27 protein-coding genes and 1 pseudogene are annotated in these 22,005 nt (G+C 50.0%); 8 read left to right on the forward strand and 20 right to left on the reverse strand.

From position 1 onward, the window contains the following. Positions 1-155: 155 nt before the first annotated feature. The 6 genes from AC0YNV_RS31070 to AC0YNV_RS31095 form a co-directional block, all read right to left on the reverse strand. Positions 156-893 carry a DUF4247 domain-containing protein gene (locus AC0YNV_RS31070; RefSeq protein WP_475771477.1) on the reverse strand — a complete coding sequence of 246 codons (738 nt, stop codon included), beginning with the start codon at positions 891-893 and terminating at the stop codon, positions 156-158. 12 nt (positions 894-905) lie between these two features. Next, positions 906-1,412 (reverse strand): DUF4178 domain-containing protein, encoded by a 507-nt coding sequence (locus AC0YNV_RS31075; protein WP_475771478.1) that lies wholly within the window; start codon positions 1,410-1,412, stop codon positions 906-908. Between the two features lie 36 nt (positions 1,413-1,448). After that, positions 1,449-1,853 carry a DUF350 domain-containing protein gene (locus AC0YNV_RS31080; RefSeq protein ID WP_210039924.1) on the reverse strand — a complete coding sequence of 135 codons (405 nt, stop codon included), beginning with the start codon at positions 1,851-1,853 and terminating at the stop codon, positions 1,449-1,451. A gap of 124 nt (positions 1,854-1,977) precedes the next feature. Next, positions 1,978-2,649: a PspA/IM30 family protein gene (locus tag AC0YNV_RS31085; RefSeq protein WP_475771479.1), complete on the reverse strand. Its 672-nt coding sequence runs from the start codon at positions 2,647-2,649 to the stop codon at positions 1,978-1,980. 142 nt (positions 2,650-2,791) lie between these two features. Continuing rightward, a complete protein-coding gene (locus AC0YNV_RS31090; RefSeq protein ID WP_475771480.1) occupies positions 2,792-3,697 on the reverse strand; it encodes a copper amine oxidase N-terminal domain-containing protein in 906 nt (301 codons plus the stop codon). Between the two features lie 149 nt (positions 3,698-3,846). Beyond that, positions 3,847-4,689 carry a phytanoyl-CoA dioxygenase family protein gene (locus AC0YNV_RS31095; protein WP_475771481.1) on the reverse strand — a complete coding sequence of 281 codons (843 nt, stop codon included), beginning with the start codon at positions 4,687-4,689 and terminating at the stop codon, positions 3,847-3,849. Positions 4,690-4,871: 182 nt separating this feature from the next. On the opposite strand from AC0YNV_RS31095, the gene AC0YNV_RS31100 reads away from it, so the two are divergent. Then, positions 4,872-5,756: a helix-turn-helix domain-containing protein gene (locus tag AC0YNV_RS31100; RefSeq protein WP_475771482.1), complete on the forward strand. Its 885-nt coding sequence runs from the start codon at positions 4,872-4,874 to the stop codon at positions 5,754-5,756. 65 nt (positions 5,757-5,821) lie between these two features. On the opposite strand, the gene AC0YNV_RS31105 is transcribed toward AC0YNV_RS31100, so the two are convergent. Then, positions 5,822-6,418 (reverse strand): TetR/AcrR family transcriptional regulator, encoded by a 597-nt coding sequence (locus AC0YNV_RS31105; protein WP_475771483.1) that lies wholly within the window; start codon positions 6,416-6,418, stop codon positions 5,822-5,824. A 250-nt stretch (positions 6,419-6,668) separates the two neighbouring features. On the opposite strand from AC0YNV_RS31105, the gene AC0YNV_RS31110 reads away from it, so the two are divergent. Then, positions 6,669-7,295 (forward strand): FMN-dependent NADH-azoreductase, encoded by a 627-nt coding sequence (locus AC0YNV_RS31110; RefSeq protein ID WP_475771484.1) that lies wholly within the window; start codon positions 6,669-6,671, stop codon positions 7,293-7,295. Between the two features lie 70 nt (positions 7,296-7,365). On the opposite strand, the gene AC0YNV_RS31115 is transcribed toward AC0YNV_RS31110, so the two are convergent. Both AC0YNV_RS31115 and AC0YNV_RS31120 read right to left on the reverse strand, forming a co-directional pair. Then, complete coding sequence (locus tag AC0YNV_RS31115; RefSeq protein WP_475771485.1) at positions 7,366-7,722, reverse strand: winged helix-turn-helix transcriptional regulator; 357 nt, start codon at positions 7,720-7,722, stop codon at positions 7,366-7,368. A gap of 268 nt (positions 7,723-7,990) precedes the next feature. Further along, positions 7,991-8,233, reverse strand: coding sequence for a helix-turn-helix domain-containing protein (locus AC0YNV_RS31120; protein WP_475771583.1), 243 nt, complete (start codon positions 8,231-8,233; stop codon positions 7,991-7,993). Between AC0YNV_RS31120 and AC0YNV_RS31125 the strand changes: the two genes are divergently transcribed. Next, the gene (locus AC0YNV_RS31125) at positions 8,179-8,478 is read left to right on the forward strand and encodes a hypothetical protein (RefSeq protein WP_475771486.1); all 300 of its coding nucleotides are present in this window, start codon (positions 8,179-8,181) and stop codon (positions 8,476-8,478) included. The genes AC0YNV_RS31120 and AC0YNV_RS31125 overlap by 55 nt on opposite strands. Positions 8,479-8,641: 163 nt before the next feature. Here AC0YNV_RS31125 and AC0YNV_RS31130 read toward each other — a convergent pair whose 3' ends face one another. From AC0YNV_RS31130 to AC0YNV_RS31155, 6 genes are all read right to left on the reverse strand, one after another. Further along, entirely contained in the window at positions 8,642-9,469 is an 828-nt protein-coding gene (locus AC0YNV_RS31130; protein ID WP_475771487.1) for a sugar phosphate isomerase/epimerase family protein, read from the reverse strand. 187 nt (positions 9,470-9,656) lie between these two features. Continuing rightward, the gene (locus AC0YNV_RS31135; RefSeq protein ID WP_475771488.1) at positions 9,657-10,256 is read right to left on the reverse strand and encodes a nitroreductase family protein; all 600 of its coding nucleotides are present in this window, start codon (positions 10,254-10,256) and stop codon (positions 9,657-9,659) included. A gap of 109 nt (positions 10,257-10,365) precedes the next feature. After that, positions 10,366-12,747, reverse strand: a complete 2,382-nt coding sequence (locus AC0YNV_RS31140; protein WP_475771489.1) for an EAL domain-containing protein — start codon at positions 12,745-12,747, stop codon at positions 10,366-10,368. 51 nt (positions 12,748-12,798) lie between these two features. Then, on the reverse strand, positions 12,799-13,992 hold the full coding sequence (locus AC0YNV_RS31145; protein ID WP_475771490.1) for a beta-ketoacyl-[acyl-carrier-protein] synthase family protein: 1,194 nt from the start codon (positions 13,990-13,992) through the stop codon (positions 12,799-12,801). A gap of 267 nt (positions 13,993-14,259) precedes the next feature. Further along, positions 14,260-14,424, reverse strand: a complete 165-nt coding sequence (locus tag AC0YNV_RS31150) for a hypothetical protein (protein ID WP_210039911.1) — start codon at positions 14,422-14,424, stop codon at positions 14,260-14,262. A 60-nt stretch (positions 14,425-14,484) separates the two neighbouring features. Further along, positions 14,485-14,643, reverse strand: a complete 159-nt coding sequence (locus AC0YNV_RS31155) for a hypothetical protein (protein WP_210039910.1) — start codon at positions 14,641-14,643, stop codon at positions 14,485-14,487. A 228-nt stretch (positions 14,644-14,871) separates the two neighbouring features. Here AC0YNV_RS31155 and AC0YNV_RS31160 point away from each other — a divergent pair, with 228 nt between their 5' ends. Then, complete coding sequence (locus AC0YNV_RS31160; protein ID WP_475771491.1) at positions 14,872-16,104, forward strand: FAD-dependent monooxygenase; 1,233 nt, start codon at positions 14,872-14,874, stop codon at positions 16,102-16,104. 201 nt (positions 16,105-16,305) lie between these two features. Here the strand turns inward: AC0YNV_RS31160 and AC0YNV_RS31165 are convergent, their stop codons facing one another. From AC0YNV_RS31165 to AC0YNV_RS31175, 3 genes and pseudogenes are all read right to left on the reverse strand, one after another. After that, entirely contained in the window at positions 16,306-16,953 is a 648-nt protein-coding gene (locus AC0YNV_RS31165) for a TetR/AcrR family transcriptional regulator (protein ID WP_475771492.1), read from the reverse strand. A 387-nt stretch (positions 16,954-17,340) separates the two neighbouring features. Next, positions 17,341-17,424 (reverse strand): annotated as a pseudogene (locus AC0YNV_RS31170) (S-layer homology domain-containing protein); the annotation flags it as partial. Positions 17,425-17,475: 51 nt separating this feature from the next. Continuing rightward, the gene (locus tag AC0YNV_RS31175) at positions 17,476-19,230 is read right to left on the reverse strand and encodes a Rieske (2Fe-2S) protein (RefSeq protein WP_475771493.1); all 1,755 of its coding nucleotides are present in this window, start codon (positions 19,228-19,230) and stop codon (positions 17,476-17,478) included. A 261-nt stretch (positions 19,231-19,491) separates the two neighbouring features. Here AC0YNV_RS31175 and AC0YNV_RS31180 point away from each other — a divergent pair, with 261 nt between their 5' ends. The 4 genes from AC0YNV_RS31180 (at position 19,492) to AC0YNV_RS31195 (ending at position 20,525) form a co-directional block, all read left to right on the forward strand. Further along, entirely contained in the window at positions 19,492-19,623 is a 132-nt protein-coding gene (locus AC0YNV_RS31180) for a sporulation protein YjcZ (RefSeq protein WP_210039908.1), read from the forward strand. A gap of 194 nt (positions 19,624-19,817) precedes the next feature. Beyond that, a complete protein-coding gene (locus AC0YNV_RS31185) occupies positions 19,818-19,973 on the forward strand; it encodes a hypothetical protein (RefSeq protein WP_475771494.1) in 156 nt (51 codons plus the stop codon). Position 19,974: 1 nt separating this feature from the next. Further along, the gene (locus tag AC0YNV_RS31190) at positions 19,975-20,142 is read left to right on the forward strand and encodes a hypothetical protein (protein ID WP_475771495.1); all 168 of its coding nucleotides are present in this window, start codon (positions 19,975-19,977) and stop codon (positions 20,140-20,142) included. A 161-nt stretch (positions 20,143-20,303) separates the two neighbouring features. Then, positions 20,304-20,525, forward strand: a complete 222-nt coding sequence (locus AC0YNV_RS31195; protein ID WP_475771496.1) for a DUF2905 domain-containing protein — start codon at positions 20,304-20,306, stop codon at positions 20,523-20,525. Positions 20,526-20,773: 248 nt separating this feature from the next. Here AC0YNV_RS31195 and AC0YNV_RS31200 read toward each other — a convergent pair whose 3' ends face one another. Both AC0YNV_RS31200 and AC0YNV_RS31205 read right to left on the reverse strand, forming a co-directional pair. Further along, complete coding sequence (locus tag AC0YNV_RS31200; protein WP_475771497.1) at positions 20,774-20,950, reverse strand: hypothetical protein; 177 nt, start codon at positions 20,948-20,950, stop codon at positions 20,774-20,776. Positions 20,951-21,095: 145 nt separating this feature from the next. Next, positions 21,096-21,980, reverse strand: coding sequence for a carbohydrate ABC transporter permease (locus AC0YNV_RS31205; protein ID WP_475771498.1), 885 nt, complete (start codon positions 21,978-21,980; stop codon positions 21,096-21,098). Positions 21,981-22,005 lie beyond the last annotated feature (25 nt).

Genomic DNA, 22,005 nt, shown 5'->3' on the forward strand with positions numbered 1-22,005 from the left:
CTTTCTTCTAATAAACATGATTCCTTAACTATATAACAATGAGGATCGCATCCGGAAGTTCTTTTTATGTGAAAATTAAAGCTGTATACGAAATAAAAAGGACAATGGAGCCCATATTCGGGCTCCAACTGTCCTTTTGCCATTTCGATTAACCATTACCTTCGCCTGGAAATCCTCCCCATGCCTACGCGGGTTTTGGGCTTGGTTGATTTGCGCGGGGTGAGCCAGCTTGATTTCTTGCCGCCGCTGCCCGAATCCCTCGTAATCGTACCGGATTTGGGCGGCGACTTATTGAAAATGCTGTTGCCGCTGCCGGCTTTGCTCGAGTCGGCGTCCTTGGCCCTTTTGAAAATAGAGCCCTTGCGGTCCACCGTCATCGGCGGAATCGCTTTTTTCTCGTTTGCGGTAGGCGCATGGTAGCTGCCTGTCTTCGGTTTATAAGTATCCGCATCCGTATATCCGCGATAAGAGCCGCCGCGGCTGCCTCCGAACAGATCGCCAAGCAGGCTGGCCACAATATAGCCCTGAAGGAAGCTGGAGCTGTAATTGTTGCGGACATATTCTTTGGAATCGACTTCAATCAACGTATCTTCGGGCTTTTTCACATCCTGCTGCAGGTGAATGATTTTATCGGAATAGACCAGAAACATATGGTCAGTCTTCTCGTCCGAGACCTGCTGCGGTTTATTCTCATCCGCCAGAGCCTTGGCCACTTCCGGAACGCTGAGACCTTCCGCCCGATAGATGTACGATGTCGCGGATCCGCTGCCGTTCACTGATTCCAGCGGGTATTGGTCTTCAATCGTGCTCGTCACGCCGCATGCCGCAAGAAGCGGAACAATCAGACTGATAGCGAGCAGATTCTTAAGGTAGAATGACAACCTTCGTCTCATTGCTTGAACCCCCTAACTTCCGCGGAGGACGCGGACGTCGGCCGGAAGCACATCTTCACCCTCATACATCATGAACCGCCCATCCTGCCATTCGATCCGGAGCAGCTTCATATCGTCGGATTGATACTGCCATACATACTGCTCGCCGCCCTGCACAAAAGGAGCCTTGCCCATGACCGTAATCAGCCCGGAATACTGCTCCTCCAGATGATAGGTCCTCTCGTCCAGCTCGATGACGGTAGGGACCTCATCCACCGAATCCAGCCTGCCGTCAATGGGCGTATAAATGGCATATACCGTTTGCTCGCGTTCTTCAATCGTCAGATAGGAGACGGCAGCCCCATCCTGCAGGGTCAGCACAATCAATCTGCGCTGTCTGTTCTGGGTACGGCCAATGACCTGATAGGTGACCAGCGATATTTCACAAATATCACCGGGTCCAATGGTAAGGATAGTCTTCTCCGGTTTTGGCGGCTCCGGCTTTGCCATTATATTCTTGATACGTTTAAACAGGCCCATCGCCATCGCTCCTTATTATGTGGATTGGCCCTGTTGTTACAGGCACGCCCCGATAATCAATGCACCGGCAACATGGAAGGAGCCGGCAAGCAGCGCGTGGGCGATTTTGCCTTCCTTCGTGCCTTTGTCCAGGTGCAGGCTAAACATGGAGCGGAAGACTAGCTCCAGCAGGGTTTCAAGTACAAGCAGAATCACAAAGGAGATCACGGAAACCAGCAGCGCTTCGCCCAAATGGTTGGAGGTTGCAATGGACTGGGACAGAATGTAAGCTTGCGCCAGCAGCTTCATGACGAATCTGGTGGTAACCGCTACATTGCCTTTCTTGATCTCTTCCATATCCTTGTATCGCGTGAACATTGAATCCACTGTCATCAGTACAATCAGGAGCACTGCTCCCGCTCCGGTCCACACCAACATGCCCACTACTTCTTGTAAGGTCATCGGACATCCTCCATCATCAATTTTGCCGCATCCATTCGTGCAAAGAAAAAACGTCTGGGGGACGTCAGATCAGCGGGTGAGCGCGATCATCGTCGGCGGACGTTCTTCTTAGGTACGTTTTTGTTTAGTTCTTGTTCTCGTACTGCTTCATCAGAGCTGCCAGCTCATCTTCGACCGCTTTATCCTTGCCAAGCGCCTCGATCTCGTCGTCAAGCGACTTTTCCTTGCTGTTCATTTCGTTGCTTGCTTCCGCCTGCGCTTCCATCTGGAGCATTTTCTCCTCCATCCGCTTCATTCCCGCAGTTGCCGTATCGGCGCTGAAGCCAGCCATCGATTTGTTGATGTCCGCTTGTGCCTTCGCTGCGTTGTAGCGGGCAACCAGCGTTTCGCGTTTGTTCTTCATATCCGTCAGCTGCTTGCGCATCTCTGCAAGTTTATCGCGCAGATTGTCGGCTGATGCTTTATTCTGGTCATAATTGGTTTTGTATTCGTTCATTTTCTGCTCGGCCGCTTTCTTCTCTTCGAGAGCGCGGCGGGCAAGATCGAGATTCTGCGCCTGAGCTGCCGTATGGGCCTGCTCCTGCCGTTTCTTCACGAGCGCTTCCTGCTCTTCATACAGCTGCTTGAATCTCTTCTCGATCGCGATCTGAGCGGCGACGGCTTTCTCCGCATCCTCCAGGTCTTCCTGCATATCGCGAATATATTGGTCAGTCAGTTTAACCGGATCCTCGGCTTTCTCAATCATGGCATACACATTGGATAAAGTTAAATCTCTCAGACGTTTAAAAATCGACATTTTTTGTAGTCCTCCCTTAATATGTTCTGCGTTGATGTTACCTATTACGCAATTAGAGCAAGATACGTTTCAATTATGTATCCGAAGCGGAACTAAAATCAACTGAAGATTTTATTTCATTTGGAAAAAAATGATAATGACGTTACCGTTTATCCGTCCGCTGCTCGCCTTCAACCGGATTAAAAATTTCTCTGCTCTTCCCGCGCTGCTCCGAAATCGCATATGGAGGCAGATCGCTCACCTTGCCATCGCTTCCGATCGTACCGTATTTTATGAATGCCGGTGTTGAAAAATTATACATAAAATAAGTAGACTCGCCAAATGCCGGCGGTTTTGATCCGGATTCCCGATACTTGCCGCTCGCCGACCAGGTATCCTTCTGCCACTTCACCTCGGCCAGTCCCTGTTCGTTAATCTCAATATAGCTGATTAAGCCTTTGTATTCCTTCGTAAATCGAAGAGCTTCTCCCTGGGGAAAGACATAATCCTCAGAGAATCCTTCCCCTAAGGGAGCTAGCCCTTTCTCCAGCGGGATTGGACTGAGATTGGCGGCAATATTGCGGGCATCCGGGAGGCTGCCTGTCATAAGCTTCCGGTAGTCGGCTTCTCCGGATGGTGTGCGGACGATCGCCTGTCTGGTGGCAGTGATGTAATCCACTGTGCCGCCCAGAGTCTCGGAGAGAAAACGAAGCGGAACATAAGTGCGGCCGAAAATAATCTGAACCGGCGCATCCAGCTTCACGCGGGTTCCATTGACATTGGCTTCCGTCGCCCCCTCCTGCAGCATGACCGTCATGTTCTGGCTCGGATTGGTGATGACAACTGTCCTCGCGGACGCATCGTACGAATAGCTCACCCATTCGGGGTCGTTAAAGGCAATCAATTGAACGAGCGTGTAGCCTTGCAGGAGAATGGGCTGTTCCTGCAGCTTGCCGTCAATAAATGCCTGTGGTTGTACGGGAGCTGCGCCATATGCGGACATGCTTGCTGTCATTGTGCCTGCCAACAGCAAGGAGACAGCGGCGGCTGTTTTAAACCATTTGATCATTTGATTGTTTCCTCCTTGCTTGTTGGTTCGCAGGCAAGATTCTATTATTGTCATGGTTATAGATTATCATATCATCGGCAAACTGGAAACGACCCCCATCGCAGAAAGAGCCGCGATGGAGGTTTCTTTAAGAGAAATTTAGACTGGATTCAGTTGCTGCTGCGGCTGTACAGCAGCGGGTTGAGCGGACTCGCTGCGAGATCGCCCGGTCCAAGACCGGGGAACCAGGCAGCCATGTCGTTTCGGTGCGCGCTGCTTTCCGGCTCGGCTATCCGCAGCCCGTCCGCAATATAGATAATTGTCATAACCTTGCGCATATGATCCGTTGGATTGCCCGGTGCGCTGTGCACCGTCCAGCCGGAGTGGAATGTGGCATCTCCCGGGGCCATTGCTCCGTACGTCCACTGTTCAAAGCCTTTGCCATCGATATACTGTGCAAGCGTCTTATGGGATTCGTCGGAAATCACCATCCGGTTGATGTACCTTTGGCTGTGCGACCCGGACGCGAAAGTCATGGAGCCTACTTCCTCCGAAATCGGCACAAGCGGCATCCAGAGCGTGATCGTCTTGTCCGTATCCAGCGGCCAGTAGATCTGATCCTGATGCCAGGGGGTATGGCCGCCGTATGGTTCTTTGAACAAGGCCTGATCATGATACATCCGGACGCCATCCACGCCCATCAGATCGGCAGCGATCTTGGCGAAACGCCGGGCCAACGAAAATTTGGCCACTGCCTCGCTTTTTTCCCAAAGGTTGCCGATCTGGATAAAAGCCTTTCCATATGTGTCCCGCTCTTCAAGCGGCTTGTTCTGCTTGTTCAACCGCTGGACGCACTGGCTGATTATCGGTTCATAAGCTGCAACCTCGCTGGCCGAAGCGACGCCGCGCAGCAGGACATGCCCTTTCTCCTGATAGTTCTTGATCTGCGTTTCTGTTATTTCATACGGTTCATCCAAAGCAGGCAGCAGGGTGATCTGTTCATCGGCTGACATTGTTTATTCCTCCTTCATGGAATACGGAATCATCATCTCGTTATATGACGATTATATTCATTTGCATGAGGATGGTCATTGTCAATCCTTATTGGATGTTTGTCAAAAACAACTGAAAATCTGCGTTTCTCTATGATATACTCCAGTTAGTGAAACACCGTCAGAGGAGAGGGGACCACAGTATGAATATCCGTGAAGTTCAGCGCAGCTCTCCCCCGTTCGTACCTTATATCCGGAATAGTGAATATGCCATTCGGCGGCCGTGGGATTACCCCGAGAGAAGGCTGCTTGATTATCTTCTTATTTATATCCAGGAAGGAATATGCCAAATAACGGTCGACCGGCAGGTCCACCGTTTTGAAGCCGGACAATTTTGCCTCGTTCAGCCGGGGAGTCTTGTCGTGCTGGAAGGGCTTACGGATACCATCACTCCCTATGCCCATCTGGATGTGTTTTATAATCCGGAGCGTGAACGAAGCTTCGCAACCCGGCCGGGGCAGCTCGATCTGAGCGCATACAAGGAGTTGATGCAGCCCAGCCTGGAGCAGGTATACGGGGTTCATATTCCGGTGAGACTTACGGTGGGCAATCCGAAAAAATTCAGTGAAACCATCATTCGGCTAACCGAGCTGTGGGAGCAGCATAATCCCCTGATGCAGCTGAAGGCGCACCTGCTTGCCTCCGAGCTGATGATTGCCGTATTGGAAGCCTACGACCGGGAAAACAGCTTCAGCATGCGCAGCGCCAAGGATCCGTTCGGCTGGATCGTTTCGTATTTCTCGGTGCATCTGAACGAGCCTCTTTCCATCCAGGACATGGCCGGCAGAGCCAATCTCTCCCCGTCCCGGTTCAGCGCGCTGTTCAAGCAGCGCTATGGGGTTTCCCCGCACCAGTACCTGCTGGAGATGCGCATTACGCATTCCCGTGAGCTGCTGCAAAGCTCACTGTTAACCCAGGAGGAAATAGCCTCCTACTGCGGTTTTGCCGATATTCACCATTTCTCCAAAACGTTTAAAAAACGCACGGGGTTCTCTCCCGGGCAGTGGCGGGATCAGGGTAGAGGATAGGACTGGAATTTTTGTCATGCTAAAATTTTTCATTTCAACCAAAGATATTCGGTGCAGCCGAACCCTTACTCGTCTTTCCCGCAAATTCCATAGAAAAATAAAATATTCATTTCTTCGATAAATTGTTCCATATTTCCATACTGCCGGGCGTAATCCAGCAATTGTTCGGATTGCCGAAAAAACATATCGATATAAAACAGTATCGTTGGAATCGAAACCTTGCTTGAAATTTCTCCCCGTTCCTTCCCCTCATTGATTAAACGAACAATAAGCGGCAGGACTTTTTCCTTATATTCCGTTTCAAAATATTGATTCATCTCATGGTCCTCAATCATGATTTCCTTGATCACGGCAACGGGCAGCGTCTTATACGATTCTTTGCCGCGGATAATGCTGTACTGTACGATCTCTTTCAAGGAATGCTTCTCTGTGATATAGGCTTCAAATTCCGCCGTGTACTTGTTGATATAATCCATGAATACTTCCCGCAGCAGCAGGTCTTTACTTCCAAAATGATTATAAATCGTAACCTGCGACACATTCGCCTTCTTTGCGATATCCGCTATCCGTATCCGCTTGGGCTCCCATGTTTTCAGCATTTCAAAGGTACTCATCATAATCTTCTCTTTAATACGCTCGGCTCTCTTCTCAAATCCGTTCATGTCGTTTTCCCCTTTTTGAAAAAGACCTTCGGCGTATTATAACATATGTAATATATACAATAAAATATTTCACCATTTCACAAATAGGATTGGTCCTTGCTGACCCGCAGGGCACATTTAAGTAACCCGATTACATTAATGTGCCTTCTTCTCAAAAATAATTTTTATCTTCATAATGACAGGGAGCGGATTCGCCTTACGTTAAGACGCATGAAGCATAACTATATATACTTGGGAGGAATATGCAATAATGGAAAACATATTGTTCGTAAAAGCAAACGACCGTCCGTCGGATCAAGCCGTCAGCAGCAGAATGTACGATACTTTCTTGAATAACTACCGCAAGAGCCACCCGAATGACAGTATAACGGAGGTTAATCTGTTTAACGTCGAGCTTCCCTATTTCGGAAATACGACGCTGAGCGGTCTTTATAAACTCAGCCAAGGGCTTGAGACTTCGCCGGAAGAGAAGAAAGCTGCTGATATTGCCAATTTTTATTTGGAGCAATTTATGGCAGCCGACAAGATTATATTCGCTTTCCCTCTCTGGAATTACACAGTGCCAGGTCCGCTGGTCACCTATATCTCCTATATTATGCAAGCAGGGAAAACGTTCAAATATACGTCAGAAGGTCCAATCGGTCTGGCGGCCGACAAAAAAGTCGCGCTTCTCACCGCAAGAGGTGGAGATTATTCCCTTGAATTCATGGCATCTATGGAAATGGCTTTAAATTATATAAAAACCGCCATCCGCCTTATGGGCATTCATAATCCCGATTCCGTAGTCATCGAAGGACATGCGCAGTATCAGGACCGCGCTCAGGATATCATTGACAGTGGATTAAAAGAAACTGCGGATTTGGCAGCAAGGTTCTAAATTCTCACAGCTTTGTTGTGATCCGCTATTTACAAATAAATCAGCCACAGCAGCTTGCTGTGGCTGATTGCTATTCCGGAACCGTCTGTAATTCCATTTGTTTATTTCTCATTCTGATATCATGAGCGGTTCCCCATTCATTCATTAATCTCAATATGGGACCCAATGTATAACCGTATTCTGTAAGCGAATATTCGACTTTGGGAGGCACGACGGGATAGACGACACGCCTGACAACATCCTGGTCCTCCAATTCCCGCAGCTGGGAGGTCAGCATTTTCTTGGTTATATCCGGAATGGCCTTTTGCAGCTCGCTGAACCGTTTGGTCCCTTCAAAATAAAGATGGAGTAAAATGGTGCTTTTCCACTTTCCAACCAATACTTCCAGCACCGGATTGATCCGGCACATGTCTGGAAGAGATTTCATAGATCTTCCACTCCTTTTTAAGCTTGAAGGTTGTTTTTTCAATACTATAGTATTTGAATATACCTAGTGTTCTTATTGAACCATAAGTTACATAATAACACATATAGTCAATAAAATCTGATTTGCATTTCAAATCAAGTGATGAACTTAATTTAAAACAAACAAGTAGATGAACAGAGTATGATCTCTGCTCATCCACTTGTTTGTTTTTGGTCAACAACCGCATATTTGAGCAAAATGGCGATCAGGGGAAAACGGGATGAACGTCCTACTTGCTCCTCCGCCCGGCCTCACGGAAGGCTGCCGGAGGAATCGCCTTGGCTTTGGTAAACACGCGGGTAAAATAGTGGACAGATGAAAAACCGGTCCGCTCGGCAATTTCTTTGATCGGCATATCCGTGTGAGTGAGAAGATGCTCAATGGCACGTATCCGTTCGATCCGAACAAAGGAGGAGAATGACGGAAATCGGGATCCAGACGGCAGAAGCGATCCGAGTAAAGGGAACCGCAGCCTTTGTCGTTAAAGTACCTGATCTGGCGCAAGCTCCCACCGCTATTTTCGGCAAGTCATTTGTTACGCTCTGGGAAGGGGATTCCATTCCACAATTATTTATCCCCCAACTCATTGAATATTATAAAGAAGGAAGATTTCCTTTTGATAAGCTTGTAAAATTCTATGAGTTCAAAGATATCAACCAGGCCTTTAAGGATACAAAAACAGGGGTATCGGTTAAACCGGTATTGAAAATGGTTTAACCCGGCAAACAGCAAGGGCGCTATCGAAAGCATTCGGCTTTCGATAGCGCCCTTTTTAAAAAAAAAAATCACGGATCAAGGCTGCAGGTTCCAGGAAAAGGCAAGTGCCTTCCCCTCCATCCTGGAGGCTCACTAGAAGCCGCCACAAGAATCTCTGCGCTTTTTACAAATACGGCTGAACGATCCGCTTGACCCTCTCCAGCCCTTCCCACATATCGCCTGGCCCATCATAGATCAGCACCATCGCGCCGTCGAAGCCGGAAGCACTTACACGGTCAAGACAGAGACGGAACTCCTCTTCATCCGGTAAACCTTGCTCGTCATAATCCGCTTTGGCGTGAACGGACACGCTTGCCGGCAGAATAAGCTCAAACTCTTCATATTTGTAAGGGGCCTTGAAGTTGCCGAAATCCGTAATAAATCCGATTGCGTCCTCCGTCAGCTCCAGAAGCTTCCTGCAGCTGCCGCCTGTCGAGGTCAGCGCCTTGAAATTTTCACTGACCACACGCACACCCTTCGATGAACCGTATGCAGCCAGCTCCTGTAGGGCGGATGCCGACTGCCGCAGTGCCTTCTCGTTATCAGGATCGGCTTCGCCGGCAATAATTCGGATCTGCTTCGCCCCTGCCAGCGCCGCAATATCGATCCACTTGCGGGACAGCTCCATATCCGCAGCCAGCCGCTTTCCGTCTTCCGTTGTCAAATTGCCATAATCCAGCAGAAGCGTATCGAAGGATACGCCAGCGGACAGAAAAGACTGCTTCAGCGACTCCAAATAAGCAGGCTCTGTCGATGGAAAATGAAAGTGGCAAACTTCGATGGCCTGATAACCGCGCCTTGAGGCTTCTGCAGGCAGCTCCAGAAGGGTGTGAATCTCATCCTGCGTCTGTTCATTTGTCGTATGCTCGCCCGTCTCTTCGTTCCACACGGTCCAGCGGAGCGGACCAAGAAGCCGATGCAGACTCCAGGTACTCACTGATAAATAGGACATGAATAAAAACCTCCTCAAATACAACGCTTTCAATCCTGACTTACCCAGCTTAGCAGAACCATCGGGAATTTCAATATGTAATTTACACGCGGATGGAAATTGACAACGCCCTCCCATGGATAGGAGGGCGCTGTTATTCCCTGTTTCAGAAGCATCTTCCCGGCAGGCTTGAATGCCATGAGCAAGCTTATTTGAAAACCTTCAAGCGCTCTTCAATCGGTTGGAATTCTTTCTGTCCAGGCTCCGCCAACGGCTTGCCGAAAGGCATCTGGGCAATCATCAGCCAGCTTGATGGGATGTTCCACGCTTGCTTGACCTCTTCGTCGATGATCGGATTGTAATGCTGCAGAGATGCGCCCAGCCCTTCCAGCTCCAGTGCGGTCCAGACCACAAACTGCAGCATCCCTGAGGAATGATTGGACCATTCCGGGAACTTGTCCTTATACGTCGCAAACTGCTGCTGCAGATTTCCTACGACGGTCTGGTCCTCGTAGAACAGCACGGAGCCGTAGCCGCTGCGGAAGCCGTTGATTCTCTCTTCTGTCTGCGGGAAGCTCTCGGCAGGGACCATTTTGCGCAGGGTCTCTTTCGTTATATCCCACAGCCGCTCATGCTGCGCGCCAAACAGCAGAACCACTCTGGCGCTCTGCGAATTGAACGATGACGGAGTATGCAGGATAGCATCACTCACAATTTCCTGGATCCTCCCATCGGTAACGATTCTGTCGCTGCCGATGGCGTAATAGGTTCTGCGTTTTTTTAAGGCTGTTAAGAAATCCTGACTCATTGCTAATCACTCCTCTGAAAAATTACTACTTGATTATGATATCCCGACTGCTATTTCATTAACCAGCAAAAAAAGGCTGCTCCGGCAATGCGCGCCGGACAGCCTGCTGTCATCTATTTGGCTGGAGCATCTTCCTGATCTCCTGCTCGGGAACCGGACGGCTGAACAGAAATCCCTGCGCTTCATGACAATCCTGGTCGGCAAGAAACTGAAGCTGTTCCTCATGCTCGACCCCCTCTGCAACGACCCGCAGACCGAGGTTCTTGGCCATTGCGATAATCGTCGTTACGATTGCGGCATTATCCCTGTCGCTGGTCACATCCACGAGAAAAGAGCGGTCGATCTTCAGCTTGTCAATCGGCAGCTTCTTCAAATAACTGAGCGAGGAATAGCCTGTTCCGAAATCATCCATGGACACCGACAAGCCCAAATTCTTCAGTTGATTCAGCTTTTCTATCACAAGATCCGTATCGTGCATGGCGACACTTTCGGTAATCTCCAGATCCAGACAGCGCGGAGTGATGCCTGTATCGTTCAGAATGACGGCGATGGATTCCACCAGGTTGGATTCATAAAATTGACGCAAGGAAATATTGACTGCCACGCGGACCGGTCTGTAGCCGCTGAACTCCCATTCCTTGAGCTGCCGGCAGGCTTTTCGGAGCACCCACTCGCCCAGCGAAACAATAAGACCGGTTTCTTCCGCCAGAGGAATGAATTCGACAGGGGATATCTCCCCAAGCTCGGAATGATGCCAGCGCAGCAGCGCTTCGACACCTACCAGCTTGCGGGTCGGCAGGTCAATCTGAGGCTGGTAGTAGAGGAGCAGCTCCTCATTATGGACAGCTCTGCGCAGTTCCTTTTCCAGCACCATTTTCCGCAAATAGGACCGGTCCATCTCGCTGTTATAGAAGCGGTACTTGTTCCTGCCCTGCTCCTTGGCCCGATGCATCGCCGTATCTGCCTGCTTCATCAAAGTCTCGGCATCCGAATTGCCTTCAGAGGACAGGCTCATCCCGATACTCGGGGTTGAATGCACCTCCTGCCCTTTCAACGAGAATGGGATCCTGAAAGCAAACAGGATTTTCTCCGCAGCCAGAACCGCCTCGGGCTGCGAGCTGCCTGTGAGCATCACAACAAACTCATCGCCGCCGATGCGGAACACATCGCCCTTCCCGTCCAATACCTCCTGCAGCCGCCGGGCAACCAATGTCAGAAATTGATCTCCAGCCGAGTGGCCGAGCGTATCGTTGATGATTTTAAACCGGTCCAAATCGATAAACATCAGGACGATTCCATGAGGAATTACGTGCAGGGCATCATTCAGCATCTGATTGAAGGATCTTCTGTTCGGCAGTCCTGTCAGCGTATCATGATAGGCCAGCTCCATAATCCGCTGCTCATATTCTTTTCTCTCGGTAATATCGGTGGATACGCACAGCAGCTGGCGGGAATCAGATAGGACAATTGGAATTTTTGCCGTTTGCACCCATCTGCGGCTGCCCTTGTGATCGACGATGAGCTGCTCCAGATTGTAGACGCCCTCTCCCGCTGCCAGCAGTTCGAGCTCATCGTCATCCCCGTGGCGGTCATCATCCTCGTATTTAATGAAATCCGTTTCTTTTCTGCCGACAATATTGTCAATCGTCTCTCCATACATATTGGCCAGCGAAAGATTGGCGAGCGTCAGCGCTCCCTCCTCGTTCTTGGTATAGATAAAGCTTGGATTGGTATCAATGACGGTCCGCAGAAATTCCTTCTGGTTCATCAGCGCGCGGTTCATTTCCTTGACGACATTGGCATGCATAAAGCAAAAGCCGATAAAGACGGCAATGGCAAAAATCAGGACCGCAATGCTGCTCGGGTATAAGCCGCTTTGCTGCGACATATTAAGCGTACCGATGGAATAAGCCACGATCGAAGTTGTGCTGAACAGTACCAGAAAGGATCTCCGATGGGAATTCGAGACCTTCAGACTAAGGAAAAAGCAGAAGCCGATAACGATGAAGAACAGCGGAACGTTCAGATTAAAGATCCAGCTGTATGATCCATAGACGGGAAACAGGAAGCTTGCGTAATGCTGCGATTCAACCAGGAGCAAGGATTGGATGCCTTGCTGCGTCCACCCGGCGGCATACACAATCATGCTCCATACGGATAGGGCGATGATCAGTTTCCTGTTGATAACCCAGGCCCATTTGCCGGACAGCTCCTCTCTGTGGGCCAAACTGCGGTAAATGGCATAAGTCACATAGAGCAAAGATGGCGGAAGCATAATCGATCCGAAACGAAACAGGCGAAACAGAAAATCAATCCAACCGAGGGGAAAATAATTATGCGCGAACAATATGGCCACATCCAGCTGCCAGACGCCGATAAATACCATAAAAATAAACAAGCTCTTGGACAGGATGCTTCTTCCGAACAAGGTTTGTATGGCGAGGCCAAGGCCCAAGGGCACGATTGAAAAAACTAGCATTAGAAAGAACATAGATCATACCCTCGCGATAGATGAATTTATATGAAATCCGTTAAATAAAAGTCAATTATCGTATTTGGACAGCAGCAGACAGGTATTGTTCCCGCCATAACCATGGGAAGTAACCGCAATCTGGTTAATCTCCTGATAACGGGTCTCGGCAACGACCGGCAAATCTGCGAAGCCCTGCCGCGACGATTTGATCGTTGGCGGAATAAATCGATGCTCAATAGAAATAAGCGACGCAATGGCCTGCATAATGCCGCTTGCTCCAAAAGCATGTCCAAACATGCTTTTAATCGTCGTAACCGGAACATCGCCGTCAAAGGTATTGTTATAGGCCAGGTATTCCACCCTGTCGTTGGCGTTCAGGCCAAGCGCCTGACTGTTCACATATGTAGGCACATGGCTGCCAAGCACACCCTGCAGCGCCTTGGTCATCATTTGTCCGGAAAGGTCGGACGCGAATATGGATTGTCCATCATTATTAGTATATATATTGTCTATCACCCCGTATAGATATGCCTCCCGCCGCAAAGCGTCGTTCTCCCTTTCCAGTACGAGGACACCCGCACCCTCTGCCAGAACAAACCCCTCTCTATCCAGGGAAAAAGGAGTTCCCGCCTGTTCCTTGTCCAGCTCCATGGCCAACGCGCCCATCTTCGAAAAGCTGTATACGCACCCTCTTGTAACCGGAGCATCTGACCCGCCGATTATACATACATCCGTCTGGTTGGCTTCCAGCAGCAGCTTCGCCATCAGAATCGCATCAAGCCCGGCCGTGCAGCCCGTGCTCAACGTAAAAACCAGACCGTTCGCCCCAATGTGGCCCGCTACAGCCGATGATAGACTGTGAGGATTCCCGGCCCCGGCGCTTGAAAGCGGAAATCTCTCATATTGGCTGTTGTTGCTCAATACCGCATACTGCTCAATTTCTGACAAGCCGCCAACCGAAGTCCCCATAATAACCGAAACACGCAAACCCTCTTTATTCTTATGTATGCCTGACATAAGCATGGCATCCTCGGCAGCAGCAACCGCAAGGCGGGCTGTCCGGGGATAATTCTTATAGTTGAAGCCATTGATCTGTTTGAAATCGCCTTGTACAATACCGCAAACGAGATCTGTCCCATGCGGCCCTATCCCCTTGACCACCTCATGCGTGCATATGCCTGATTCCAGTATCCCCTTGAATTGATGCACATCCAACGCACCGGGAGCTTTAATCCCGTACCCTGTCACCACTATTTTCTCCACGGTCTCCCAACACTCTCTCTATATCATCATTTATTTCTACAATGAATCTTGTAATTCGACATTGTTCGAGTCCATTATAGCTGAATCCGGCGTTTTCAACACGCTAATTTTATCCGCTTGGCTCTTTTTGCGCTTACCCGGGAAATAAACGGATTATCTCTTGCGGAATGACTGCTTTCGTCCCTTCTGGAAACAGCGGCTGATGCAGTCGATTTTACGCTGAGTCAAGCAGAGGCATCGCTGCACTCCGCCTGACTGACGTGCTGTTTACTGGCCCGGACGGATCCGGATAATGCCTAATTCATTGGCATTGATAGCAAATGCGTTGCCTCCTTGAGCGACAGTGGCATTAGCCAATTGGCTGGCCTTGAATTTCGTCTTGCTGTTTTCGAAGCTGACATTATTGGTTTGTTTGCTTTTCTTTTTCTTCATGAGATCACCTCCCTCCCCTGCTGACTGTTGGACAGCATTTGGCAATCGGGTGTAGGAGAACTATTTGCGGTTTTTCTTTAAAATCTGCACATTGACGGCATTGCTGGCCAAAGCATTGCCTATTGTTGATTCAGCCGAAGCCGTTTGAAAAATGTTTATCACGATATATTGGTTTTTACCCGTCCGGTACCGGTACGTTTTTACTCGGGATCTGATCATCTGCTGTCCTCCCATCCTGAGATTCTATTTACTATATGTAATAGATTCCCTCACGGTATCCGCGATTATAAGACTCGTAATTTAAAAGAGGCGATTGCCGATTAGAGATTGCGAGGACGGGAATTGAGGTTTTATGAATTTTTTATTGCATTTCGGATGAATATATATTAGCATGTTCATATTAGGTACTTATCGTACCTTATTGAGATTTATGGGAGGAGAATTTATATGGCTGAAAGAAATAGGACTGTATTGATTTCAGGTGCAAGCATCGCCGGCCCGACCCTGGCCTACTGGCTTTCCAAATATGGATTTGATGTAACCGTGGTCGAACGCGCGGAGACGATCCGGGGCGGCGGTTATCCCATCGATGTCCGGGGGACGGCGGTCGACGTGGTCGAGCGGATGGGGATACTCCAGCAGCTCCAGGCGGCTCATATCCATTCGCAGAAGATTACTTTTTACGATCCCGATGGCGGCATTGCCGGCGTGATCAGGCCAGAGGAGCTTACTGGCGGCGAAGAAGAACGGGACATTGAACTGCCCCGGGGCAGGCTGACGGAATCGCTGTTTGATCTGACGAAGCGCCAGTCGGTCCGATACTGGTTCAATGACTCTATCGCCACCCTGAATGACGACGGCTCCGGTGTGGATGTCAGCTTCAAGAGCGGCCGGCGCAGCAGATTTGACATCGTCATTGGGGCTGATGGCTTGCACTCGAACACGCGTCGTCTTGTTTTTGGCCAGGAGGGGCCGTTCAACCGATATCTCGGTTATTACTTTAACGGCTTTTCTATCCCGAATGATCTCGGCCTGTCCCACGAGTCCGTCACCTACGCCACTCCGGGGAGGATTGCCGTGTTATCGGCCTCTGGAGACAGCGATACGCTGCATGCCTTCCTGACGTTCGCATCTGAGCGGCCGCCATTTTCAGAGAACCACGATGCCGACAAACAGCGCAAGCTGACTGCAGAGATATTTGCCGGCGGCGGCTGGGAAATCCCCCGTCTGGTGAAGGCGATGATGGAATCCGACGACCTGTATTACGACGTCGTCAGCCAGATTCACATGCCTCGTTGGTCGGCGGGACGGGTAGCGTTGGTGGGCGATTCAGCCTTCGCGCCCTCTTTCTTGTCCGGACAGGGCTCAAGTCTGGCGCTCGTAGGCGCGTATATTCTTGCCGGAGAGCTGGCTTCCCATGAAGAGCACGGAGAGGCTTTCGCAGCTTATGAGCAAATCATGCGGCCGTTTGCTGAAGCGAATCAGGCCCTGGCCGGCCGCGGTGCGGCATTCCTCTTGCCGCGCACCAGTGAGGAGCTTGAAGCCCGCAATCAAGCGCTGGCTGCATTGCAATCATCAGATCAGGAAAACATGCCCGGTGATGAGTCCAGAGACGTGCACAGCTCGCTTCGCCTGCCTGATTACGCTGCTGCGCTCGAGGCTGCAGCAAAGAGGATCTAGAACCCGTGAGAACGAAAGACAGGCAGGCAAACGCCGGGCGGTTTTCCCCTTTCTCTTGCCGAGAAGACATTAGAAAAGAGCTGAACGCAAACAGCGCGCTGCCGTTATTTCATCCGGTGCGCGCTGTTTGCGTTCAGCATAATATCGTGGTTCGATGCAAAAAATAAGGTAATCCCGCAGCGCCCATTTTGAGAAAATGAGTTATGCAAGAACAAGCGGTAAAAAAATATCGTCAATAATTTCTGTGATAGCTTGGTCGGATAATGCCTCATGGGTTGTAAGCAATTCGTATCGGAGCAAATCTGCGGGGAGGGCTATAACCCTTGCATTGATTCTTTTCGGGTTAACCTCTCCCCGATCCTCAGCGTTTTTCAAAATTGTCTTCATGGCTAATGTCAGTTTGTCTTCGGTTCTCGGTTGCATAAGCTGCGGCAATGAAGAAATTAAATCCTTGCCATGATACTCGACCATTATGCCGTGTATGGTTTCAGCACCGATCATTTGCAGAGGTTTGACTATTCTCTGGAGCAGGATAAGCACATCCTTACGCAAATCGCCTGTGTCCGGAGCGTCGATGGAAGGCTTGGGCACATGCTTGATTATGGCTGCAACGACAAGCTTAGCTTTATTGGGCCAACGACGGTATACCGCATTTTTATTTGTTTTTGCCCGCACGGCGACTCCCTCCATGGACAATCGGGCATAGCCAACCTCGTTAAGTTCTTCCCAAGCGGCCTGCAGAATGGCATTCTCGAGGATATCGCCACGTCGCCGTGTGCCTGTATTCTGATTCTCTTTTTGAATGGATCCGTGGGAATCGGAAGACCTCTCATCCATTTTTTCATCCATACTTGCTTTCCTTCTTTCAACATTTTTATCATTTTCTATTTTTCGCTGCAAATATTCGCTATTTCTTTCCGGCGTGGTAATGACGGGGCTTTGCTCCTTCTCCCATTATACTACCAGGAGATGCGTGGTGAGAGGGTTTTGTTTACCGGCTTTTATTGATTCACAAGGAATTGGCATATTGCTAACTAAAGCTGGATTGTATCAAAAAAATGGAGCTTATGACAACTACAGCAGTTGAACATAAGCTCCGTATGATTATAGCTTCGTGTGGCGAGGGAACTTGTCGGTAAACGGCATGAGTGAACTGCCAACCTTGTAATTCCGTTCCGGCGTCAACATTGGTGATAGAGGTTGACATTTTTTAACCTTGGCAAGCTCCATCTTACATTACAGGGGGAGACGTGCAATGATCTGCGCAGCTTCCGCCCTTGTCGCAAAGCCTTGGGGATTAAACATTCCGCTGCCTTGGCCATTATCCTACATGCTGCCGAAAAAAACTTCCGACGCCTGAAGGGGCATGCCCTATTCCTCGAAAAGCTTCTCTCCCCTATGCAGCCGCCAGGCTATCCGCGCCGTATGCGGCGTTTCCCTCGCAGTCGGCGCGTGGGCGGCCAAGTAACGCGCAGCTGCGAGCAGCAGCGTTTCCTTCGCGCGCTCGGCAAAAAGATCATTACGTCCGCTCCATTTGCCGTAGGCGGTCATAGCCGCTTCATACAGCTGAAAAGAGTGAAATTCCGCATCCTCTCTCAACAGCCCATGACCAAGCGTGTTCATCAGCGCGGCGGGATCGCCTCCGGCACGCAAATAACGGATCACCCATCCGGCGGCCTCGTTCACCTGCTGCCTCTGGTCCATGAGCTGCAGCAGCTCATCCAGCTCCGGGAGCTTGCCGCCGGGTGCGGGCTTCGGCCTTGCAGCAGCGGGAACATTGAGAAAGCGGTCCAGGTAAACGCTGATTGCTCCATAAAAGACCGCCCTCAGGAGCAGCGGCTGACGGCTGCGGGAGATCATTTCATACACCGCATGCGCATGTGTGAAGGTATGCAATACCGCAATCCAATCGCCAAAATCATTTTGCGTATGAAAGCGCACAATCCGCTCCGCTGCTGCAAGCTCGACCAGCTGCGCCAGGTGAAGAGGGTCTTTCCCCTCTTTGATGAATTGAAGCATCATATTAATGGTATGAAGCGGCTGATCGCCGAGCAGCGCGGCAACCAGAATTTCCTCCTCTTCCATTCTAAACGGCTGATAGGCTTTCTCGCCTCCGGTATGGACACTCAGCTGGCTGAACGCTTCCCGAAGCGGATCAACCAGATTGACCGGCGCCTGCCATTGATGCAGCTCTTCGCTTCGCGTGGGGCTGCCCATGAGAGGGGCCAGCGAAGCCAGCACCTGCATTCTCGTCTCGGGATTGACCAGACTTAGCGATTCGAATGCTTTATTATGAAAGTCCAGGGTATGGCCGCCATCGAGATAAAAGTGGTCAGTGACCGCTGTGAGCATCATGTCCGCAAGCTCTTCATCCGAAGCCCCTCTGCCGACGGCAGTCAGCAAAATCCGCTCGGCTCCCTGCGTATCCCTTACTTCCATGCAGCTGCGGTACCATGCGGTCAGCCTCTCATGGGGAACCTCATCGCCCGGCAGCCTGCCCAGAAGATGATGCTCCGCTCTGCCGCTGCTGCTTCGGGCCACATGATGCAGCCCCTGATACAGCGCCAGCAGCTTGCCCATCCCATCCAGCTTTGGCAGGATGCGCGTCATCGCAGTCAGAATCGTAAGTCCCGAATTCCAGCCGCCGCTAAGACGGGTACCGTATTCGATGCCCGTCCGGGCGATTTCATCCGCCGGCACGCCTGATTCCAGCAGGCCGACAATCGCTTTGGCGATGACAATGCCGATATTTTGCTCCAGCCCGCTCTTCAACCGCTCCAACTGCTTTTCCTTATCCCGGACGCCCCGCGAGCGCGAATGCACCCAAACGCCGTCCTCCCCTACTTTCACTTCATGCGAGGGAACATCATCCGCCCATGGATCAAACGTTCCTCCACTGCACACATCAAATCTGGCATGATGCCAGTGGCAGGTCAGGATACCGTCGCACAGGCTTCCCACATGCAAGGGAAATCCCAGATGGGGACAGCGGTTATCCACTGCGTATACCTGATCTTCATGATAAAATACGGCGATGCCGCCTTTAATGACTTTAGCTTTTTCCTGTTGAAGCGCTTCCAGTGTTCCGGCGAATAGCCAATCTTCCGTCACGTTTGCCATACTCATTAGGAACAAACCCCTTTCGGCCCGTATAATAAGCTTGCATCTTATTATAGCAGTGATGTATGGTTCACAACCATGAAAACAGCCATGAAAATGACGCGGCTCCCCGCCAAATGATACAGAGCAACTCAGACGGAACCACTTTGAACACTTGCCGGACCAAGGATACATGGGCCAATGCCATTCCATAACAAACACCCAGTCACGGCGGAGCGGTTCAGCATACACTTACAAAGTACCCCAAACATAAGGAGGTGCTTTGAAATGGGTTGTGAAGGCGAAGTCGGCGGAGTTGGCTACGGCGGTGCTGGCAGAGGAATCGGAATTATTCTCGTGCTTTTCATCTTGCTGGTCATTATCGCTTGCAGTTGCGGATTTGGCGGATTCGGTTACTAATTAATCCCTATGGAACGTAACACACTGAAACGTTCCGTACTTGTTAACCTCCCTAATAGACCCGCTCTGCGGGTCTTTTGCCGTTTCCCCGGCAAATCATTTTGCTTCCCGACCGCACACTGCTGATTTGAATTTGGATAATGTTCCATAAAGTTTTCCATACTAGCTTTAATCCCGCGAATGGAGTGATCATTTTGCCTAAAGAAAAAAAAGAAAAACATGAACCGACTGTCGCGCCTGAGATGGATACTCATAACTCCCTTGAAGAGGAACCGACCGAAGAAGAACGGGAGCGAGGCGAATATACAGAAGTGACACGGCTCTATCTCGATCGGACTCCGGAGGATTGATATGAACAATTCCCTCCTCTTCTTTGTCGGGTTGTTCCTCGTCATTGTCGCAGGAATTCTATGGACAACAGATACAAACCGGGCTGTCGTGTCGATCCTCGCGATCGTCGGCATCATCGCTACCGTTGCCGGCGCTGTATTGCATCTAAAGTACCGAACAAAAACTTAAAGCTATAACTTTCGTTTGTCAGGTCGTTTGCAATTAACAAGGATGTGCAGTACATAAACGAACCTGTTTGGAATTAGAGCTGCTGCCGGTTTGATCCAGAGGATTTGAGTCCGGGATAGACCGGCTTCATGCGCAAGATTTTCAGGATAGGAGACTTCCTCATGAACAGCGTTTCCAAGTTTCTCATCGTTGCCGGTGTTGTCATAATCGGGATTGGCTTGATATGGGCTTTTCTAGGCAGGTTTATTAACCTGGGCCGATTGCCGGGTGACATCGCTGTCGAGAAAGGAAATTTCAAATTTTACTTCCCGATTGTTACCTGCATCGTGATCAGCGTCGCTCTGACTTTAATTTCATACATCGTTCGCTGGTTCACCAAGTAGATCATCTCCTTCTCGGGTCGACCGTCCGCATTCATTCTTTATACTCAGCTCCATTGTATTCCTATTATAGTTAGTGCAGAGGAAGATGCACCATTGTCTAGAAGGAAGTAGGGAACGTCAAAAGCCTTCGGAACTATTCGAAAATTGCAAAGCAAAGCGGCATATAAATAAAGAAGGCTGCCGCTCGGCAGCCTCCAGCATTAAATTAACCTGCTTCACATGAGCTTAACAGGTACATTCTCTCCGTTTTACTTATCGATGATCTCATCCAGTGATGATTGTGTATCACGCTTCAATATCTCGGCAATTTCACGATCACTTTCATTTTCACCTTGAATGGCTTTCGCCGCATCTGCCTGCTGCTTCAATTGCTCTTCAATTTGCCCGGTACCATGAGCCTCTTGATGATAACGGCTTGATGTCATAGTTGTCACCTCCCTCAACATTCCAGGGAATTCCCCAGCCATTATTATGCGTTGTTTGACAGGGAATTATGACTTTGGCTAGATTTCCATACATTCTCGTTTGTTTATATTAAAGTTCGTCAGTGGATGCTTTTCAGCCTGACTGTCAGCCTTTGACCGCTCCGACCATCAAGCCCTTCACGAAATATCTTTGCAGGAATGGATAAAGGAATATGATTGGTCCAATCGTAACAACGGTAAGCGCCATCTTGATGGACTCCGAAGGAATCTGAGCGGAAATCCGCTGCATATCCATCGCATTGCTGGAGCTTTTGAGGAACTCCACATTCGAGACCAGCGTCCGCAGGAGCAGCTGCAGGGGCTGCAATTCCTGCTTGTCGACAAACATGAGACCGAGAAACCAGTCATTCCAGTAGCTCAGGGCCATGAATAATCCGACCGTCGCCAGGACCGGTTTGGCAAGCGGAGCGATCAGCCGGAAGAAGATCCGGAATTCGCCGGCTCCGTCCATTTTGGCCGATTCATAGATATCCTCCGGAATGGAGAGCAGAAAATTGCGGATCAGAAACATATTGAACGCATTGGCGAGCGGCGGAAGTATCATCGCCCACAGCGTATCCTTCAGATGCAAATAGTTGACACAGATAATGTACCAGGGCACGAGCCCGCCATTGAAGAGCATCGTGATAATAACATAGATGGATAAAATATTGCGGTATTTGAACGATCGCCTTGCCATCACATAACCGCCCATACTGGTCACGAGAAGGGACAGCAGCGTTCCGGCCGCGGTTACGAGCAGGCTGATTCCGTATGCGTCCACGATCCGGTTGGAGCCGAGCAGCAGGATCTTGTAGGAGTCAAATGTGATATGCCGGGGGATCAGCGCATAGCCGTAATTGACTATATCATTCTCCGTGCTAAGCGAGCCGCTGATCACCATGATGAACGGCAGCAGGCAGGAAAGGCTGAATAACGAGATAACGAGAATAATAAAAGCCTGACTGAAGGAAAAGCTTTTGCTGTGCACGGCTTGTTGCCTCCTCTATCGTTCA

The sequence above is a fragment of the Paenibacillus sp. JT31N11 genome, from assembly GCF_056269285.1.

Bases quoted from the DNA above. Each gene is read 5' to 3' on its own strand.
- AC0YNV_RS31070 (WP_475771477.1), bottom strand. From the start codon at position 893: ATGAGACGAAGGTTGTCATTCTACCTTAAGAATCTGCTCGCTATCAGT.
- AC0YNV_RS31075 (WP_475771478.1), bottom strand. From the start codon at position 1,412: ATGGGCCTGTTTAAACGTATCAAGAATATAATGGCAAAGCCGGAGCCG.
- AC0YNV_RS31080 (WP_210039924.1), bottom strand. From the start codon at position 1,853: ATGACCTTACAAGAAGTAGTGGGCATGTTGGTGTGGACCGGAGCGGGA.
- AC0YNV_RS31085 (WP_475771479.1), bottom strand. From the start codon at position 2,649: ATGTCGATTTTTAAACGTCTGAGAGATTTAACTTTATCCAATGTGTAT.
- AC0YNV_RS31090 (WP_475771480.1), bottom strand. From the start codon at position 3,697: ATGATCAAATGGTTTAAAACAGCCGCCGCTGTCTCCTTGCTGTTGGCA.
- AC0YNV_RS31095 (WP_475771481.1), bottom strand. From the start codon at position 4,689: ATGTCAGCCGATGAACAGATCACCCTGCTGCCTGCTTTGGATGAACCG.
- AC0YNV_RS31100 (WP_475771482.1), top strand. From the start codon at position 4,872: ATGAATATCCGTGAAGTTCAGCGCAGCTCTCCCCCGTTCGTACCTTAT.
- AC0YNV_RS31105 (WP_475771483.1), bottom strand. From the start codon at position 6,418: ATGAACGGATTTGAGAAGAGAGCCGAGCGTATTAAAGAGAAGATTATG.
- AC0YNV_RS31110 (WP_475771484.1), top strand. From the start codon at position 6,669: ATGGAAAACATATTGTTCGTAAAAGCAAACGACCGTCCGTCGGATCAA.
- AC0YNV_RS31115 (WP_475771485.1), bottom strand. From the start codon at position 7,722: ATGAAATCTCTTCCAGACATGTGCCGGATCAATCCGGTGCTGGAAGTA.
- AC0YNV_RS31125 (WP_475771486.1), top strand. From the start codon at position 8,179: ATGACGGAAATCGGGATCCAGACGGCAGAAGCGATCCGAGTAAAGGGA.
- AC0YNV_RS31130 (WP_475771487.1), bottom strand. From the start codon at position 9,469: ATGTCCTATTTATCAGTGAGTACCTGGAGTCTGCATCGGCTTCTTGGT.
- AC0YNV_RS31135 (WP_475771488.1), bottom strand. From the start codon at position 10,256: ATGAGTCAGGATTTCTTAACAGCCTTAAAAAAACGCAGAACCTATTAC.
- AC0YNV_RS31140 (WP_475771489.1), bottom strand. From the start codon at position 12,747: ATGTTCTTTCTAATGCTAGTTTTTTCAATCGTGCCCTTGGGCCTTGGC.
- AC0YNV_RS31150 (WP_210039911.1), bottom strand. From the start codon at position 14,424: ATGAAGAAAAAGAAAAGCAAACAAACCAATAATGTCAGCTTCGAAAAC.
- AC0YNV_RS31155 (WP_210039910.1), bottom strand. From the start codon at position 14,643: ATGATCAGATCCCGAGTAAAAACGTACCGGTACCGGACGGGTAAAAAC.
- AC0YNV_RS31160 (WP_475771491.1), top strand. From the start codon at position 14,872: ATGGCTGAAAGAAATAGGACTGTATTGATTTCAGGTGCAAGCATCGCC.
- AC0YNV_RS31165 (WP_475771492.1), bottom strand. From the start codon at position 16,953: ATGGATGAAAAAATGGATGAGAGGTCTTCCGATTCCCACGGATCCATT.
- AC0YNV_RS31175 (WP_475771493.1), bottom strand. From the start codon at position 19,230: ATGAGTATGGCAAACGTGACGGAAGATTGGCTATTCGCCGGAACACTG.
- AC0YNV_RS31180 (WP_210039908.1), top strand. From the start codon at position 19,492: ATGGGTTGTGAAGGCGAAGTCGGCGGAGTTGGCTACGGCGGTGCTGGC.
- AC0YNV_RS31190 (WP_475771495.1), top strand. From the start codon at position 19,975: ATGAACAATTCCCTCCTCTTCTTTGTCGGGTTGTTCCTCGTCATTGTC.
- AC0YNV_RS31195 (WP_475771496.1), top strand. From the start codon at position 20,304: ATGAACAGCGTTTCCAAGTTTCTCATCGTTGCCGGTGTTGTCATAATC.
- AC0YNV_RS31200 (WP_475771497.1), bottom strand. From the start codon at position 20,950: ATGACATCAAGCCGTTATCATCAAGAGGCTCATGGTACCGGGCAAATT.